The sequence below is a fragment of the Actinoplanes sp. NPDC051470 genome (genome assembly GCF_040682035.1).
In the GTDB taxonomy this organism is placed as follows: Bacteria; Actinomycetota; Actinomycetes; order Mycobacteriales; family Micromonosporaceae; genus Actinoplanes.
Genome location: NZ_JBFBAA010000016.1, coordinates 31,489 through 47,229 on the forward strand (window position 1 = coordinate 31,489; position 15,741 = coordinate 47,229).

Below are 15,741 nucleotides of genomic sequence, written 5' to 3' on the forward strand. Positions count from 1 at the left end.
GAGCCGGCGGCCGGGTCGTCGGGAGCGTCATCGCCCGACGTCGAGGCGTCGGACGACACGGCAGCCGGCTGGTCGCCCGCCGGGGCCGAGGATCCTTCCGGGCCCGATGAATCCGCCGGCACCGAATAGTCGGCCCCGGCCGAGGCGTCGGTGGCAGCAGTGGCGGCCGGGACGCCGGCAGCGGTCGTAGCGTCGGTTGCCGCCGGGGCGTCGAGCTCCGGGTGAGCGGCGTGTTCCGGGTCGCCGAGGCGGTTGACCAGTTCGGCCGTGCCGCCGAAGAGCCTGGGCAGCGTCTCGGTGTGGGCGGCGCGCAGCTCGTCGAGCTCGATGGTGAACTGGTCGACGATCTCCAGGACCGGCTCGTTCGAGGTGGCGCCGATCGCGGTGCACGGCACCCCGAACTCGCGGGCCGCCGCCACGAACGCCTTGTCGTGACCACGCGGCACCGCCACCAGCACCCGGCCGGCCGACTCGCTGAACAGCCAGACGAACGCCGGGTGTTCCTCGGACAGCGTCACCCGCGCGCCGATGTTGCGGCGCAGGCAGCTCTCGGCCAGGACCTGGGACAGGCCACCGTCGGACAGGTCGTGGGCGGCGCTCACGTGGCCGGCCCGGGACGCCCGCGCCAGCAGCTTGCCGAGCGCCTGCTCGTGGGCCAGGTCGACCTGTGGCGGGCGACCGCCCAGGTGCGAGTGCTCCACCCAGGCCCACTCCGAGCCGCTCAGCTCACAGCGGGTCTCGCCGAGCAGGAAGAGCAGGTCGCCCTCGGCGGTCGGCGGCGGCGGGAAGCCCATCGGGGTACGCCGGGCGACGTCGTCGAGGATGCCCAGCACACCGACCACCGGCGTCGGGTGGATGGCGGCCGCGCCGGTCTGGTTGTAGAAGCTGACGTTGCCGCCGGTGACCGGGATGCCCAGCTGGAGGCAGCCGTCGGCCAGGCCGCGGACCGCCTCGGCGAACTGCCACATGACGGCCGGGTCTTCCGGCGAGCCGAAGTTGAGGCAGTCGGTGACCGCGGCCGGCTCGGCGCCGGTGACCACCACGTTGCGGTACGCCTCGGCCAGCGCGAGCTTGGCCCCCTCGTACGGATCGAGCCGGGTGTATCGGCCGTTGCCGTCGACCGACAGGGCCACGCCGAGCCCGGTGCGTTCGTCGATGCGCAGCACGCCGGAGTCTTCCGGCTGGGCCAGCACCGTGTTGCCGAGCACGTAGCGGTCGTACTGTTCGGTGACCCAGGTCTTGTCGCAGAGGTTCGGTGACGCCACCATCCGCAGCACCGTGGCCCGCAGCTCGTCGGCCGTGGTCGGCCGGGGCAGCGTCTCGGCCCGGTCGGCCTGCAGCAGGATCAGGTCGGCGGGTTCGCGGATCGGCCGGGCGTAGACCGGGCCGTCGTCGGCCAGCGAACCGGGCGGGACGTCGACGACCAGGTGATCGTTCCACGTGATGACCAGCCGGCCGGGTACGCCGTTCTCTTCGCTCGGGGTGACCTCGCCGATCGCGGTGGCCCAGACGCCCCACTTCTCGGCGACCGCCAGCACCCGCTCGAGCATCTCGGGCGCCACGATCAGCAGCATCCGCTCCTGGGACTCGCTGGCCAGGATCTCGGTGGGCGACATGGACGCCTCACGCAGCGGTACCCGCTCGAGGTAGACCCGCATGCCGGTGCCGGCCGCCGCCGCGGTCTCGGTGAGCGCGCAGGTCAGGCCGGCGCCGCCGAGGTCCTGGATGCCGACGACCAGACCGGCGTCGTACAGCTCCAGACAGGACTCGATCAGCAGCTTCTCCATGAACGGGTCGCCCACCTGAACCGACGGGCGACGCGTCTCGGCGCCCTCGTCGAAGGTGGCCGACGCCAGCACGGACACGCCGCCGATGCCGTCGCGGCCGGTTCGCGCGCCGAGCAGCACGACGATGTTGCCGACGCCGGCCGCCTCTTTGTGTTGCAGGCGCTCGACCGGCAGCACGCCGATGCTCAGGGCGTTGACCAGCGGGTTGCCCTGGTACGTCGGGTCGAAGACGATCTCGCCGCCGATGTTGGGCAGGCCCAGGCAGTTGCCGTAGCCGCCGATGCCGCCGACCACGCCGGGCAGCACCCGGGCGGTGTCGGGGTGGTCGGCCGCGCCGAAGCGCAGCGGGTCCATCACCGCGATCGGGCGGGCGCCCATCGCCAGAATGTCCCGGACGATGCCGCCGACGCCGGTGGCCGCACCCTGATAGGGCTCGACGAAGCTGGGGTGGTTGTGCGACTCGACCTTGAAGGTCACCGCGAGCTCGTCGGAGATCTGCACGACGCCGGCGTTCTCGCCGATGCCGGCCAGCATGCGGGTGTTCTTCGGCGTCTTCTCACCGAACTGGCGCAGGTGCACCTTGCTCGACTTGTAGGAGCAGTGCTCGCTCCACATGATCGAGTACATGGCCAGCTCGGAGGCCGTGGGACGGCGGCCGAGGATCTGGCGGATGCGGTCGTACTCGTCGTCCTTGAGACCGAGGTCGGTGTGGGGCTGGAGCTCCTCGGGGGTGTCCCGCGCCCGCTCGACGGTGTCGGGGCCGTCACCGAAGGAGTTGATGAGGACATCGGTGGCGGCGAACCCCGACTGTTGCTGGGTCGTCATCGGTCTTGTCCCCCTGCGAGCTGACCGCCCGCGGTCGCCCCGGCCAGGGCCCGCAGGACGGAGGTGAAGAAGCCGAGGCCGTCCAGGGACGGGCCGGTCAGCGCCTCCACGGCGTGTTCCGGGTGGGGCATGATGCCGACCACGTTGCCGGCCTCGTTGGTGATCGCGGCGATGTCGCGCTGCGAGCCGTTCGGGTTGCCACGGGTGTATCGCGCCACCACGCGGCCGTCCGCCTCGAGCTGGTCGAGGGTGTGCTCGTCGGCGACGTAGCAGCCCTCGCCGTTCTTGACCGGGATCAGGATCTCTTGCCCGGCGGTGAAGGCGTTGGTCCAGGCGGTCGAGGCGGACTCGACGCGCAGGAACTGGTCGCGGTTGCGGAAGTGCAGGTGTTGGTTGCGGGTCAGCGCGCCGGGCAGCAGATGGGCCTCGCAGAGGATCTGGAACCCGTTGCAGATGCCCAGGACCGGCAGGCCGCCGCGGGCGGCGTCGGCCAGCGTCTCCATCACCGGGGCGAACCGGGCGATCGCCCCGCAGCGCAGGGCGTCGCCGTAGGAGAAGCCGCCCGGCAGGACGACCGCGTCGACGCCGTGCAGGCCGGCGTCGCCGTGCCAGAGCCGGACCACCTCGGCGCCGGCGATGCGCGCCGCGCGGGCCGCGTCCCCGTCGTCGAGCGAGCCGGGGAAGGTGACCACACCGATACGCATGGTCACGCGACCTCGGCGGGAGCGGACTCGTCCACGATCGAGATGTGGAAGTCTTCGATCACCGGGTTGGCGAGCAGCTTGTCGGCGATCTCACGGGCGGTGTCGAGGTCGGGTTCCTCGGCGAACTCGATCTCGATCCGGCGACCGATCCGGACTGAGGACACACTGTTGACGCCGAGCCGAGGCAGCGCGTTCGCGACCGCCTGGCCCTGCGGATCCAAGATCTCCGGCTTGAGCATGACGTCGACGACGACGCGAGCCACGGGCACTCCTGACTGTGTAGGTGCGCAGTTTGGGTGTGCCCCTGATAAGGGGCGAGCAGCCGAAAGCCTACCCTGTCGGCCTCGCGGCCGGTCGGTCGGCAGGTGTCGACCAGCCGACCCGAAACGCCCTGACCTGCGCGCTCGCCCGGGACGGCCACGACCGGTGTGATGATCGCCAAATCAGGGCGGTCATCACACCGTGATAGGTGTCAATTGAGTTCTAGGCAGGCTCGTTACTGGCAAGTACGTTCCGAGGGACCCCTACCCCCGAAGAAGGAGCCCCGGAATGCGCCCCCGCATCCTCGTCGCTTCGCTGGCCGCCGCGCTCACCAGCGCGTTCGCCATCCCCTCGGCCGCCATCGCGGCCGTCGACCCGGTCACACCCCAGATCATCGGGGGCGGCACCGTCGCCTCCGCGCCCTGGGCCGCCGCCGTGTTCAGCAACGGCAGCTTCACCTGCTCCGGCACGATCATCTCGGCCAACTACGTGCTCACCGCCCGGCACTGCATCAGCGGCTCGATGTCGGTCCGGGTCGGCAGCGTGAACCGCGGCTCGGGTGGCGTCACGCGTACGGTCTCCTCCACCTCGACCCGCAGCGACCTGGCCCTGATGCGGCTGAGCAGCTCGATCTCCACCACCTACATGCCGCTGAGCAGCGCGTACCCGCCGGTGGGCTCGACGAACTCGATCTACGGCTGGGGCATGACCTGCTACTCGGGCTGTGATGCGTCGTCGGTGCTGAAGACCGCGAGCGTGCGGGTGACCAGCACCAACCAGTCCGACGCGTACGGCGGCCGGGCGATCGGCAGCACCCGGGTCAACGGCAACGCCTGGCGTGGCGACTCGGGTGGCCCGCAGGTCTACAACGGCGCCCAGGTCGGCGTCGCGAGCACCGCCGACGGCACCGCCAACCAGTACTACGGCAGCGTCGCGTACAACCGGGCCTGGATCACCCAGGTCTCCGGGGTCTAGAAGAAAGCTCCGCCGGGGCAGGGTGTGACCCACGATCCGCCCGGTCCCGGCGGCATCACAGGATCGGCGCCGGCCGGTATTCAGCTGCCGCCGGATGTGCCTCGACGATCGACGCGATCCGGGAGGCGACGGTCTTCACCTGTGCATGCGCCGCACCGGTGAAGGCCGTCCGATCCGCCACCAGCGCGTCGATCTCGTCCCGGGAGAGCTGCAGCCGCCCGTCGTCGGCCAGCCGGTCGAACAGGTCGTTGCCGGCCGCGCCCTTCTCGCGCATGGCCAGCGCCACCGCGACCGCGTGCTGCTTGATCACCTCGTGGGCCGTCTCGCGCCCGACACCCTTGCGCACCGAGCCCACCAGGATCTTGGTGGTGGCCAGGAACGGCAGGAAGCGGTCGAGCTCGCGGGCGATCACCGCGGGGTACGCCCCGAACTCGTCGAGCACGGTCAGGAAGGTCTGGAACAGGCCGTCGGTGGCGAAGAACGCGTCGGGCAGAGCCACCCGGCGAACCACCGAACAGGACACATCGCCCTCGTTCCACTGGTCGCCGGCCAGCTCACCGACCATCGACAGGTAGCCGCGGACGATCACGGCCAGCCCGTTGACCCGTTCCGACGAGCGCGTGTTCATCTTGTGCGGCATCGCCGACGAGCCCACCTGGCCCGGCTTGAAGCCCTCGGTGACCAGTTCCTGCCCGACCATCAGCCGGATCGTGGTGGCCAGCGACGACGGACCGGCCACGACCTGGGCCAGGGCCGACACCACGTCGAAGTCGAGCGAGCGCGGATAGACCTGGCCGACCGAGCTGAGCACCCGCTCGAAGCCCAGGTGCTGCGCGACGCTGGCCTCCAGCGAGGCCAGCGCGGCCGGGTCGCCGTCGAGCAGGTCGAGCTGGTCGGCGGCGGTGCCGACCGGACCCTTCAGGCCGCGGAGGGGGTAACGCGCGATCAGATCATCGAGCCGCTCGTACGCGATGAGCAGCTCTTCGGCCGCCGAGGCGAAACGTTTCCCGAGCGTGGTGGCCTGGGCCGCGACGTTGTGCGACCGGCCGGTGATGATCTGGTCGCGGTGTTCGACGGCCAGCGCGGACAGCCGGGCCAGCGTGGCCACGACCCGCTCGCGGATCAGCTCGAGCGAGGCCCGGATCTGCAGCTGTTCGACGTTCTCGGTCAGGTCGCGGGAGGTCATTCCCTTGTGCACCTGCTCGAAGCCGGCGAGCTCGCTGAACTCTTCGATCCGTGCCTTCACGTCGTGGCGGGTGACCCGCTCGCGCGCCGCGATGCTCGCCAGGTCGACCTGGTCGAGCACCCTCTCGTACGCCTCGATCGCGCCCTCGGGCACCTCGACGCCCAGCTCGCCCTGCGCGCGCAGCACCGCCACCCAGAGCCGGCGCTCCATCCGCACCTTCTCCTCCGGCGACCAGAGGGCGACGAGGTCGGCGGACGCGTACCGGGCGGCGAGCACATCGGGGATGATCACGCGACGGATTCTTTCACGGTGGACGGCCCGGGCTCTCCGAGCGCGTGTTCCAGGTGACGAACGTCGCGGCTGCACAGCATGCCGACCACCGCGAGCAGGGTCAGCGCGCACAGCCCGACCAGGGTGGTCTCGATGCCGAAGGCCTCGGCGAACGGCCCGACCGCGACCTGGCCGATGGGCACCGCGAGCAACGAGCCGAGCATGTCGTAGGAGTAGACCCGGGCCAGTTTGTCGCCCGGCACGTGCTCCTGCATCGTGGTCTCCCAGGCGATCCCGAACTGCTCGATCGTCACCCCGGCGATGAAGCCGGCCGCGAGCATCAGCGGGAACACCGGGTGCACGCCGAGGACGAACATCTGCAGACCGACGAACGCCGTCGCCACCACGCCGAAGTAGAGCAGCCGTCGGACCCGCAGGCGCATGGCGATCACCGCGCCGATGATCATCCCGGCCGTCTCCGCGGCGAGCACGAAGCCCCAGCGCTCGCGCCCGAAGGTGTCGTCGGCGACCGCCGGTCCGAGCACACCGAGGCCGCCGGCCAGGGCCGCGTTCACCACACAGAACCCGGCCACGACGGCCCACAGCCAGGTGCGGGAACGGAACTCGACCCAGCCCGTACGCAGATCGCGGAAGATGTTCTGCCTCTCGGCGACCGGAGCGGGCTCGGCGGGCGGCAGTTTGATCAGCCCGTAGAAGATCGCCGCGAGCAGGAAGGTGAGCGCGTCGACGGCGATGCCCCAGCCCGGCCCGGCCGCGGCGGCGATGATGCCACCGATCGGCGCGCCCAGGATGTTGGCGGCGTTGAAGAACAGCCGTCCGACCGCGTTGGCCTGCTGGCGGAGTTCGGGCGGGACGAGTTGCGGGACGAGGGCCGAGGAGGTCGGCCAGGAGAGCGCGCCGACCATGCCGTTGAACGCGCTGAGCCCGATCAGCAACGGGATGGTGGCCGTGCCGGTGAGGACCAGCGCGGCCACGATCGCCTGGCTGGCGAACGCGGCCAGCGACGAGCCGACCAGCAGGAGGTTCTTGGGCAGCCGGTCGGCGAGCACGCCGCCGAAGAGGACGAACAGGACGTTGACCAGCGTCCGCGCGCCGACCACGAGACCGAGGTCGCGGGGTGAGCCGCTGATGTCGAGAACGGCGAAGGCCAGCGCGATCGGGGCGATGCTGTTGCCGAACGCGCTGGTCACCCGGCCGCCCAGCCAGGTGCGGTAGCCGGCCAGCTTCAACGGGCCGAGTGACTCCCGGATCATGCCTCGGCCTCCATCTCGAACATCGCCACCGTGGTCGAGGTGCGGATGGTTCCGGGCGCACGCGGTGGCTTCGCCGCGAGATGCAGCTCGATCATCAGCTCGGCGATCGACTCCTTGATGCGCTTCCAGCCGGCCGGGTCGATCCAGAGCTCGGCGTCGGCCATCACCTTGGGGCCGTCCCACTTGGCCGCGGTTGTCCGCCGGCTCAGCTCGTTGGCCGCGGCGGCGAAGAGCATCCGATTGCCGTCCGGCGTCTTCGGCAGGCCGCGGTCCTCGCTGGCGAGGTAGCGGTAGCGCTTGGCCACGCCGCCGCGGATCTTCTCCTCGCCGGCCAGCGCGATCATGCCGCCGGCATGCAGGTTGCGCAGGTGGTAGCTGGCGTTGGCGTGGGTCAGGCCGAGTTCACGGGCGACCTCGGCGGCGGTCAGCGACGCGCCGGTCAGTAAGGACATGATCCGCAGGCGTACGGGATGGGCCATCGCGCGGAGCGCGGCTTTGTCGTCCTCTTCCCCCAAAGACATGTTGGGGAGTGTGGCACAACGGCGGGTCGACTGTCCAACGCTTCTTTGGGGGTCGGCAGACTGCGCGGAAATGGCGCGTTCTCGCTAGGGTTACTGGCGAGTAGCGACAGCGATGATCCCGAAAGGTCCGCAACCATGACTGAGTTCACTCCGGAGTCCCTGGCGGCCCTCGGCCCGAAGGAGTTCGCCACGCTGGTCAAGGCCACCCCGGACGCACAGATCGCCGAGGTGATGGGCGGCGAGAACCGCAACAAGATCCTCGACGAGATCTTCAACCGGATGCCCACGCTCTTCCGCGCCGACCGGGCCGGCAGCACCCAGGCGGTGATCCACTGGATCATCACCGGTGGGGCCGGGGGCAGCAGCGACACCTACGAGACGGTGATCGAGAACGGCGCCTGCACGGTCACCAACCAGCCGGCCCGCGAGCCCAAGCTGGCCATGACCATGGACCCGATGACGTTCCTCAAGGTCGTCTCGGGCGACGGCAACCCGATGATGATGTTCATGACCGGCAAGATCAAGGCGAAGGGTGACCTCGCCCTGGCCGCCCAGGTCGCCAAGCTCTTCGACATCCCCAAGGCCTGACCTCCGCCTTGGCCCGACGGGCGTCCCTGATCAGTTCAGGGGCGCCCGTCGAGCTCGCTCCGGGCGGCTTTCAGGGCGATGTCGGTGCGGTGATGGGAGCCGTCCAGGGTGATGTCGCCGACCAGGGCGTAGGCCGCCGCCCGCGCCTCGGCCAGGTCGCCGCCGGCCGCGGTCACCGACAGGACCCGGCCGCCCGCCGAGATCAGGGCGCCGTCGTCGCGGCGGGCCGTGCCCGCGTGGATCACGCCGGGACGCTCGGCGCCGGTGATCACGTCGCCGGTGCGCGGCGGGCCCGGGTAGTTGTGCGAGGCCACCACGACCGTCACCGCGGCGCCCGGGCGCCACTCCAGCGGCGGGTGCTCGGCCAGCGTGCCGGTGGCCGCGGCGTGCAAGAGGCCGGCCAGCGGCGTCGCCAGCAGGGCCAGGACGACCTGGGTCTCCGGGTCACCGAAGCGGGCGTTGAACTCGATCACCTTCGGGCCGGCCGGGGTCAGGGCCAGGCCGACGTAGAGCAGGCCGGCGAACGGCGTACCCCTCGAACGCATCTCGGCCAGCGTGGGCTCGACCGTCTCGCGCATCACCCGCTCGACCAGGTCGGCCGGCGCCCAGGCCAGCGGGGCGTACGCGCCCATGCCGCCGGTGTTCGGCCCGGCGTCGTCGTCACCGACCCGCTTGAAGTCCTGGGCCGGCATCAGCGGCACCGCCGCCACCCCGTCGGTCACCACGAACAGTGACACCTCGGGGCCGGGCAGGAATTCCTCGACGACCACGCGGCCGCAGTCGCGCGCATGGGCCAGCGCCTCGTCCACCGAGGACGTGACCACGACACCCTTGCCGGCGGCCAGGCCGTCGTTCTTCACCACGTACGGCGGCTCGAACTCGCCAAGCGCGGCCCGCGCCTCGTCGACCGTCGAACACGCCCGGTAACGCGCCGTCGGCACCGAAGCCGCGGCCATCACCGACTTGGCGAACTCCTTCGAACCCTCCAGCCGGGCGGCCGCCCCGGACGGCCCGAAGCAGGCGACGCCCTTGGCCCGCACCGCGTCGGCGACCCCGGCCACCAGCGGCGCTTCCGGTCCGATCATCACCAGGTCGGCGGCCACCTCGACGGCCAGCGCCGCCACGGCGGCCGGGTCGGTCGCGGTCACCGGGCGCAGCGTCGCCAGTGGGGCGATGCCGGGGTTGCCGGGAGCGACGATCAGCTGGTCGACGGAGGGGTCGGCGGCGAGGCTCACCGCGAGGGCGTGCTCCCGCCCACCGGACCCGATCAAAAGGACGCGCACAGCAGAGGATCCTACCGAGGGTAAACTTCGGCAGTACCCGGGCATTCCCGCGTACGAGGTACGCGACGGAAGGCGTTCAGAGCTGTGCCAGTGATCGTGTTGGTCGGCGCCCAGTGGGGCGACGAGGGCAAAGGCAAGGCGACCGACCTGCTGGGCGACCGTATCGACTACGTCGTCAAGTTCAACGGCGGCAACAACGCCGGTCACACCGTCGTGATCAATGGCGAGAAGTACGCGCTCCACCTCCTGCCGAGCGGCATCCTGTCACCGGGCGTCACCCCGGTCATCGGCAACGGCGTGGTCATCGACCTGGCCGTGCTGTTCGACGAGATCGACGGGCTCGAAGCACGCGGCTTCGACACGTCCCGCCTCCGGATCAGCTCGAGCGCCCACGTGATCCCGTCGTACAACCGCTCGCTCGACAAGGTCAGCGAGCGCTACCTGGGCGCCCGCCGGATCGGCACCACCGGCCGGGGCATCGGCCCGACGTACGCCGACAAGATGAACCGGCTCGGCGTGCGCGTGCAGGACCTCTTCGACGAGTCGATCTTGCGGCAGAAGGTCGAGGCCGCGCTCTCCTTCAAGAACCAGGTGCTCACCAAGATCTACAACCGGACGGCGATCAAGCCGGCCGAGGTGATCGACGAGCTGCTGTCCTACGTCGAGCGGCTGCGCCCGATGGTTGGCGACACGGCGCTCGAGCTCAACCAGGCCCTGGACGACGGCAAGGTGGTGCTCTGCGAGGCCGGCCAGGCCACGCTGCTCGACGTCGACCATGGCACCTACCCGTTCGTGACCAGCTCGAACGCGACCGCGGGGGGCGCCTGCACCGGCGCCGGCATCCCGCCCACCCGGGTCGACCGGGTGGTCGCCGTGCTCAAGGCGTTCACCTCCCGGGTCGGCGAGGGCCCGTTCCCGACCGAGCTGCACGACAAGTTCGGCGACTACCTGCGTGAGGTCGGCCACGAGTACGGCACGACGACCGGCCGCCCGCGCCGGATCGGCTGGCTCGACCTGGTCATCGGCCGGTACGCGCAACGGATCAACGGTGTCACCGACTTCGCCCTGACCAAACTCGACAATTACGACGAGCTGGACGAGATTCCGGTCTGTGTGGCGTACGAGGTGAACGGCGTGCGCCACGACGACATGCCGCTCAGCCAGTCCGACTTCCACCACGCGACGCCGATCTTCGAGACGCTGCCCGGCTGGAAGGAGAACATCACCGGCTGCCGGCGCTTCGAGGACCTGCCCAAGGACGCGCAACACTTCGTCGAGTTCGTCGAGTCGAAGATCGGCGCGCGGATCTCCATCGTGGGTGTCGGCCCCGGTCGCGAGGCCGTCATCGAACGACACTCGGTGCTCTGATCAGCGTGTATGACGTCGTGCTGCTCAGTCTGGCCGAGGGTGGCGGGGGTTGCGGATCCTCCTGCGACGGGTGCCAGTCGGCGTGCTCACCTCGTACCCCCGTGTTGGTCTGTGCCGACGAGCTCCGCGAAGCCGGCGCGCGCGTCGAGACCGTGGTCGCCGCCTCGGACGCGGAGATCGACGAGGCGCTCGCGCGTTTCGACGGCCCCGCCCGGCCCGACGGCCTGACCTGGCCCTCCTCGGATTCGAAGCATCGGCTGGTGGTCGCCGCGGCCACCGACGGTCAGTTGCGCGCCGTCGTGCGCCGGCTGGTCCGGCGGTACGCTCCCCCGCCCAGCAAACGGCCTGACGACCTGGCCGCCGACCGCACCGTGCCCGACCTCCCGCCGCTGGCGATCCTGCCGCTGGACGCCGCCGCGACCGGTGATCTCGCCGCCCAGCTCGGGCTCCCGCGCACGCCGCGGCAGGTCGCCGAGGCGGTGCTGGGTGACTCGGTGCGCCGCCTCGACCTGCTGCGCAACGACGGCGGGTCGGTCACCATCGACGGCGCGCTGATCGGCGGCGCCGACGACGACGGGCGCGCGGTGCCGTGGCGGGGCCGCATCGAGGTGGACGACGCGGTGCTCTCCGACGGCACCGATCCCATTCTGGCCTGCGCGATCGGCAACGCGGCCGGGTACGCCGAGTTCGACGGCCTGCGGCTGCTCGCCGACGGCGACCCCACCGACGGGCGGGTCGAGGTGGCGGTGGCGGTTCCGGTGATTGCCCGCAAAAGGTTCCGGCCGACGCGGGTACGGGTAGAGGTGCGTCGCGCCCGCGGACGGGCCGTGGCGGTCCTGCCCCGCGACGGCGAGGTGCAGTTCCTCGACGACGGTGTCGGGGGCTCCACCAGCCGAAAGCGATCATGGTGGATCGAGCCGGGCGCATGGGCGGTGTACGCGGCCGGAGCGCCTGTGCGAGGCTGAAACCCAGTACGGGCACTTGACCGGGGGAGGAAGTATCCGTGGAGGACGAGAACGCCGACCGCGTCTACGTCCCGGGCACGAGCAACAGCGCCACGCCTGACCGGGATGTCGAGCCGTTCTGGCCGCCGGAGGAGCTGGACGCTCCGGTGCACGGCGGGCGGCCGGTGCCGCATGAGACGCCTCCTCCCCGGCCGGTGGGCGCGGCCTCCGTGCCGCCGCCGGTCCCGGCCGTCCCGCCGGTTCCGCCAGTCCCGCCGCAGGCCACGCCTGTTCCGCCGCCGCCCGCGCCGGTCTCCACGCCGTCGCCGGCCCCGGTGTCTCCGCCGTCCACGCCGTGGGCGAATCTGGAGGCCGAGCCGCCGGCCGAGGGCAACGGCGCCGACCGATCGGACGGCAAGCCGGCGTCGGATTCGCCGTGGGCCCAGCCGCCTCAGCAGCGGAGTGCCCCGGCCGATCCCGCGCCCACGCACTCACCTACACCGTCCTCTGAGGCCGCTTCGGCTCCGCATGCTGAGGGGCGCGCCCGGGTTGGCGTGCCGCCGCCCCCACCGCCGCAGCCGGCCCCGCCCGGCCCGCAGCCTCAGCCGCAGCGTCCGTCGGCGGAGAACGGCACCGGACCGGTCTACCGGCCGCCGGGCCCGCAGCCGCAGCACCCTGGCCCGCAGCACCCCGGCCCGCAGCATCACCCCGGCCCGCAGCATCACCCCGGCCCCCAGCCCGGCCCGCAGCAGCCCGGCCCGCCGCCGCACCAGCAGCCCGGACCGCCGCCGCACCAGCCGGGTCCGCCGCCGCCTCAGCCCGGCCCGCAGCAGCGCCCCGGACCGCCGCCTCCGCCGGTTCCGCACCAGCAGCAGCGGCCCGGCCCGTACCCGCCTCAGGTCGACCAGCGTCAGCCCCACCAGCCGCCGCCCGAGGACCCGTACCAGCAGGTCCCGTGGGGCACCGACGGCACGCCGACCGCCGAGGAGTTCGCCCGCCGCCGCCTGGCCAAGCCGGCCGAGCCGACCGCGACCATGGGCCCGCGCGCGCTGCTCCAGAAGGGCACGATGGGCCTGGTCCGGATGGCCCCCGGCAAGTACGAGCGGGAGTACAAACAGGACGTCGAGATGGTCCGCCGGAACTTCGGCGGGCTGCGCCAGGTGACCGTGGTCAACCCGAAGGGCGGCGCCGGCAAGACCGTGGCCGTGCTGCTGCTCGCCATGACCTTCGGCCAGAAGCGCGGCGGGTACGTGCTGGCCTGGGACAACAACGAGACCCAGGGCACCCTGGGCATGCGGGCCCAGCAGGACTTCCACGCCCGTACGGTCCGCGACATGATGCGCGACCTGCACCTGTTCCGTGGCTCGCACGGCCGGGTCGGCGACCTGTCCCAGTACGTGCGCGCCCAGGGCGAGGGCATGTTCGACGTGCTCGCCTCGGACGAGTCCGCGACGGCCGGCGAGATGCTCACGGCCAGCGCCTTCGCCGAGATCCGCGAGATCGTCAGCCGCTTCTACAAGCTGATCTTCGTGGACACCGGCAACAACGTCCGGGCGCAGAACTGGCAGGCGTCGATGGACGCCACCGACCAGCTGGTGATCACCATGTCGGCCCGGAACGACTCGGCCGAGACCGCGGCCCGGATGCTCGACCACCTCGAACAGACCGGCCGCCAGCGCCTGGTCCGCCAGGCGATCAGCGTGGTGACCATGCCGACCACCCGCAAGGACATCGACCTGCCGGCCATCCAGCGCCACTTCGCCGCCCGCACCAGGGCGGTCCTGCTGGCGCCGTACGAGAAGGTGATCGACTCCGGCGAGCCGATCCGCTACGGCGCTCTCTCCACCGGCACCAAGGACGCCTGGCTCAAGATCGCCGCCGCGGTCGCCGAGGGCCTCTAGAGAAGGCCCGGCCGGATCGCAGCGGCCGGCAGGTCGAGGCCGGCCCGAGGTGCGTGAGGGCGCTGACCAGGCCTAACTCGGGCCGAGGTGGGCGAGGGCGTTGATCATGCGGTCGGCGAGTTCGGGCGGCCAGGGCCAGACGGCCGAGACGCTGCGCTGGTGGGCCAGGCCGTGCAGGCCCAGCCACAGGGCGACGGCGTCGGCGGCCGGGGCGGTGCTGGTGGAGTGGCCCGCGGTCACGCAGGCCTCGAGGATCTCGGCGAGCAGGCCCAGGGTGGCGTCACCCAGCGCGGCCAGGTCGTCGGCGGTCACCGAGGACTCGCCCAGCGCCGGCTTCCACAGGCCGCCGAACACGCTGCGGTAGCGCTCGGGATGCTTCTCGGCGAAGCCCAGGTAGGCGTGGCTCACGGCGTACAACTGCCGGCGGGGGTCGTCGCCGGCCGCGGCCATCGCGGCCCTCAGCTCGCCCTCCAGCTCGGTCAGCGCCTGCTGCACGACGGCCAGCATGATGGCCGGCTGGTCGGGGAAGTGCCGGTAGATCGACGGGGCGGCGATGCCGACGCGGCGCGCGACCGAGCGCAGGGTGATCGCGCTCTGGTCGCCGGTCTCGTCGAGCAGGTCGACCGCCGCGCCCACGATCTCGTCCCGCAGGCGGGCGCCCTCGCCGCGGCGGTTGCGCGTACGCGCCGTCTCGATGTCTGCCATGCCGTCAGCTTACACATGCAAACTTATCTCCGTTAACCCTTGCGTCGGCCGTCCTACGGTCGTATGTTTACGGCTGTAAGCATACGAGCGAACAGCGAGGAGTCGAGAGCCATGCAGACCAACGAGATCGTGATGCCGGGCAAGGTCGAGCCGAGCGGCTTCGAGGTCCGGGTCCGCGACCTGCCGGCGCCGGCCCAGGGCCAGGTCACGCTGCGGATGGACGCGACCGGCGTCTCGTTCGCCGAGCAGCAGATGCGCCGCGGCAAGTACTACGACCAGCCGGCGTTCCCGTTCGTGCCGGGCTACGACGTGGTCGGCACCGTCACCGCCGTCGGCCCTGGCGTGGACCCCGCGCTGGTCGGGCGCCGGTTCGCCGCGGTCATCAAGACCGGCGGCTGGGCCAGCCACCTGCAGCTCGACGCGGCCGACCTGGTGCCGGTGCCCGACCAGGTGTCGGCGGCGGCCGCCGAGACCGTGGCGGTCAACGGCGTCACGGCCTGGCAGATGCTCCACCGCAGCGCCCGGGTGCGGCGCGGCGGGACGATCGTCGTGCTGGGCGCCAACGGCGGGGTCGGCTCCACCCTCGTCCAGTTGGCCCGGCACGCCGGGATGACCGTGATCGGCACGGCGTCCGAGCGTCACCACGAGACCCTGCGCCGGCTGGGCGCCATCCCGGTCGACTACCGCGATCCCGAGAAGATGTACCGGCAGATCCGCGAGCTGGCGCCGGACGGGGTGGACGCGGTGTTCGACCACGTCGGCGGGCCCGCCCTGGTCGACTCGTGGGCGCTGCTGCGGCGCGGCGGGACGCTGGTGTCGTACGGCACCGCGGCGACCAAGGACGAGGAGGGCAACGCGCAGCTGCCGGTGCTCAAGTCCTACGGGCGGCTGCTGCTCTGGAACTACCTGCCCAACGGCAAGCGGGCCAACTTCTACAGCTTCTGGGCGGGCCTGCGCTTCCGCGCCTCATTCCGCCGCCGGCTGGCCGCCGACCTGACCCAGGTGCTCAAGCTGGTGGCCGAGGGAGTCGTCACGCCGCAGATCGCCGCCGAGTTCCCGCTCGCCAACGCCGCGGCCGCCCTGAGCCTGGCCGAGTCCCGCACGGTCTCCGGCAAGGTCGTCATCGTCCCGTGAGAACCCGGCGCGCGC

Annotated in this window: 13 protein-coding genes and 1 pseudogene; 6 read left to right on the forward strand and 8 right to left on the reverse strand. The window is 71.6% G+C overall.

The genetic code is table 11. From position 1 onward, the window contains the following. Positions 1-269: 269 nt before the first annotated feature. The 3 genes and pseudogenes from purL to purS form a co-directional block, all read right to left on the reverse strand. Positions 270-2,612: pseudogene (gene purL, locus AB0M54_RS26590) on the reverse strand (phosphoribosylformylglycinamidine synthase subunit PurL); the annotation flags it as partial. After that, positions 2,609-3,322, reverse strand: coding sequence for a phosphoribosylformylglycinamidine synthase subunit PurQ (gene purQ, locus AB0M54_RS26595; RefSeq protein WP_364311915.1), 714 nt, complete (start codon positions 3,320-3,322; stop codon positions 2,609-2,611). The pseudogene purL and the gene purQ, both read right to left, overlap by 4 nt. Continuing rightward, positions 3,319-3,579, reverse strand: a complete 261-nt coding sequence (gene purS, locus AB0M54_RS26600; protein WP_364311918.1) for a phosphoribosylformylglycinamidine synthase subunit PurS — start codon at positions 3,577-3,579, stop codon at positions 3,319-3,321. The genes purQ and purS overlap by 4 nt, the downstream gene beginning before the upstream one ends. Before the next feature lie 286 nt (positions 3,580-3,865). Here purS and AB0M54_RS26605 point away from each other — a divergent pair, with 286 nt between their 5' ends. Beyond that, a complete protein-coding gene (locus AB0M54_RS26605; RefSeq protein WP_364311920.1) occupies positions 3,866-4,552 on the forward strand; it encodes a trypsin-like serine protease in 687 nt (228 codons plus the stop codon). Between the two features lie 55 nt (positions 4,553-4,607). Here AB0M54_RS26605 and purB read toward each other — a convergent pair whose 3' ends face one another. From purB to AB0M54_RS26620, 3 genes are read right to left on the reverse strand one after another with little or no spacing between them, the layout of a single operon-like run. After that, positions 4,608-6,029, reverse strand: coding sequence for an adenylosuccinate lyase (purB, locus tag AB0M54_RS26610; protein ID WP_364474280.1), 1,422 nt, complete (start codon positions 6,027-6,029; stop codon positions 4,608-4,610). Then, entirely contained in the window at positions 6,026-7,282 is a 1,257-nt protein-coding gene (locus AB0M54_RS26615; RefSeq protein ID WP_364474282.1) for an MFS transporter, read from the reverse strand. Before AB0M54_RS26615 ends, purB begins: the two co-directional genes overlap by 4 nt. Continuing rightward, complete coding sequence (locus AB0M54_RS26620) at positions 7,279-7,803, reverse strand: helix-turn-helix domain-containing protein (RefSeq protein WP_364474284.1); 525 nt, start codon at positions 7,801-7,803, stop codon at positions 7,279-7,281. Before AB0M54_RS26620 ends, AB0M54_RS26615 begins: the two co-directional genes overlap by 4 nt. 135 nt (positions 7,804-7,938) lie before the next feature. Between AB0M54_RS26620 and AB0M54_RS26625 the strand changes: the two genes are divergently transcribed. Continuing rightward, a complete protein-coding gene (locus tag AB0M54_RS26625; RefSeq protein WP_364311931.1) occupies positions 7,939-8,391 on the forward strand; it encodes an SCP2 sterol-binding domain-containing protein in 453 nt (150 codons plus the stop codon). 35 nt (positions 8,392-8,426) lie between these two features. Here the strand turns inward: AB0M54_RS26625 and purD are convergent, their stop codons facing one another. Then, positions 8,427-9,674 carry a phosphoribosylamine--glycine ligase gene (gene purD, locus AB0M54_RS26630; protein WP_364474286.1) on the reverse strand — a complete coding sequence of 416 codons (1,248 nt, stop codon included), beginning with the start codon at positions 9,672-9,674 and terminating at the stop codon, positions 8,427-8,429. An 84-nt stretch (positions 9,675-9,758) separates the two neighbouring features. On the opposite strand from purD, the gene AB0M54_RS26635 reads away from it, so the two are divergent. From AB0M54_RS26635 to AB0M54_RS26645, 3 genes are read left to right on the forward strand one after another with little or no spacing between them, the layout of a single operon-like run. Then, complete coding sequence (locus AB0M54_RS26635; RefSeq protein ID WP_364311936.1) at positions 9,759-11,042, forward strand: adenylosuccinate synthase; 1,284 nt, start codon at positions 9,759-9,761, stop codon at positions 11,040-11,042. 29 nt (positions 11,043-11,071) lie between these two features. Beyond that, a complete protein-coding gene (locus AB0M54_RS26640) occupies positions 11,072-12,007 on the forward strand; it encodes a hypothetical protein (RefSeq protein ID WP_364474427.1) in 936 nt (311 codons plus the stop codon). Between the two features lie 38 nt (positions 12,008-12,045). Next, positions 12,046-13,887 carry a chromosome partitioning protein gene (locus tag AB0M54_RS26645; RefSeq protein ID WP_364311939.1) on the forward strand — a complete coding sequence of 614 codons (1,842 nt, stop codon included), beginning with the start codon at positions 12,046-12,048 and terminating at the stop codon, positions 13,885-13,887. 72 nt (positions 13,888-13,959) lie between these two features. On the opposite strand, the gene AB0M54_RS26650 is transcribed toward AB0M54_RS26645, so the two are convergent. Then, positions 13,960-14,592: a TetR/AcrR family transcriptional regulator gene (locus AB0M54_RS26650; RefSeq protein WP_364311941.1), complete on the reverse strand. Its 633-nt coding sequence runs from the start codon at positions 14,590-14,592 to the stop codon at positions 13,960-13,962. A 111-nt stretch (positions 14,593-14,703) separates the two neighbouring features. Between AB0M54_RS26650 and AB0M54_RS26655 the strand changes: the two genes are divergently transcribed. Continuing rightward, the gene (locus AB0M54_RS26655) at positions 14,704-15,726 is read left to right on the forward strand and encodes a medium chain dehydrogenase/reductase family protein (protein WP_364474288.1); all 1,023 of its coding nucleotides are present in this window, start codon (positions 14,704-14,706) and stop codon (positions 15,724-15,726) included. Positions 15,727-15,741 lie beyond the last annotated feature (15 nt).

Coding starts and splice junctions, on each gene's coding strand:
- AB0M54_RS26605 (WP_364311920.1), top strand. CDS start 3,866: ATGCGCCCCCGCATCCTCGTCGCTTCGCTGGCCGCCGCGCTCACCAGC.
- AB0M54_RS26615 (WP_364474282.1), bottom strand. CDS start 7,282: ATGATCCGGGAGTCACTCGGCCCGTTGAAGCTGGCCGGCTACCGCACC.
- AB0M54_RS26620 (WP_364474284.1), bottom strand. CDS start 7,803: ATGTCTTTGGGGGAAGAGGACGACAAAGCCGCGCTCCGCGCGATGGCC.
- AB0M54_RS26625 (WP_364311931.1), top strand. CDS start 7,939: ATGACTGAGTTCACTCCGGAGTCCCTGGCGGCCCTCGGCCCGAAGGAG.
- AB0M54_RS26650 (WP_364311941.1), bottom strand. CDS start 14,592: ATGGCAGACATCGAGACGGCGCGTACGCGCAACCGCCGCGGCGAGGGC.
- AB0M54_RS26655 (WP_364474288.1), top strand. CDS start 14,704: ATGCAGACCAACGAGATCGTGATGCCGGGCAAGGTCGAGCCGAGCGGC.